This is a genomic window from Pseudoalteromonas sp. SG41-5, assembly GCF_014164495.1.
Lineage (GTDB): Bacteria > Pseudomonadota > Gammaproteobacteria > Enterobacterales > Alteromonadaceae > Pseudoalteromonas > Pseudoalteromonas rhizosphaerae.
Genome location: NZ_JACJFH010000260.1, coordinates 1 through 837, shown reverse-complemented (window position 1 = coordinate 837; position 837 = coordinate 1). Strand labels below are relative to the sequence as shown.

Genomic DNA, 837 nt, shown 5'->3' with positions numbered 1-837 from the left:
AGATGATGGTGGAACAAATGACTTTAGCAACTTAGTACTCATCAGAAATAGCCCAGAGCACTCAGCTTTCACGACTTTTCAAAAAAGAGCTACTAATGGGCTAGAAATTGGTGATGTAAAATCAACAGAGTGGCCATTTCCAAAAGGAATGTATATCCGAGGTAACTATGAAAAATGTAAATGAATTAATTAATTACCTGATAGAGAAAAACTCAGAAGAGCAAACTCATTTTGGCGAAGGCTTTTTTCTTACACCAATAAGTTTGGATGAGTTAAAAGCTTTTAATACGCATTTCACCTAAGCTTTCAACTTCCAACCTCCAAATGAACTTTTAGATCTATTAAAGATATCAAATGGCTTTTCTGTAAATGGATTAAATCTCTATAGTGCTAAAGAACAAAATGAACCATATTACTTAGCAGGAATTATTGAAGCCAATCAAGAATTTCATATAGAAGAATCTTTACGTAACTTCGTCGCTTTTTGTGATGAAAGCAGTTCCAGAGTGGTTTATAACTTTGAGGTAAATCAATTTCAGATAGTAGACTCTTTCACGTGGGAAGAACTAGAAAGCTTCCCAACTTTAAGTATGGCAATAAGATCTTTACTTAAAACAGCAAATATTTTTGAATAACCCCAAAATTTCGCTAAGGAAAGCATATGCGACCAGACATTAAAAACATCCCCCAACAACTCGGTCAGTACCTTTATCAGCAAATAAATGAGCCGTGGCTTGAAGCACAACTCATTTTAAATTGCGAAGATGAAAACGTACTTGAATGCAAAGCCCATTATCAAACTGCTGCTGATACAAGCGAACAGCCGATTACCGTGAC

1 protein-coding gene and 2 pseudogenes are annotated in these 837 nt (G+C 35.4%); all 3 read left to right on the top strand.

Annotation, left to right across the window (positions count from 1 at the left end):
• A partial coding sequence (locus tag H5232_RS24025; RefSeq protein WP_404936415.1) for a hypothetical protein occupies nucleotides 1–184 on the top strand: 184 nt, incomplete at its 5' end.
• Between the two features lie 136 nt (nucleotides 185–320).
• Nucleotides 321–635 (top strand): annotated as a pseudogene (locus H5232_RS24810) (YrhA family protein); the annotation flags it as partial.
• 26 nt (nucleotides 636–661) lie between these two features.
• A pseudogene (locus H5232_RS24490) lies at nucleotides 662–837 on the top strand (DUF600 domain-containing protein); the annotation flags it as partial.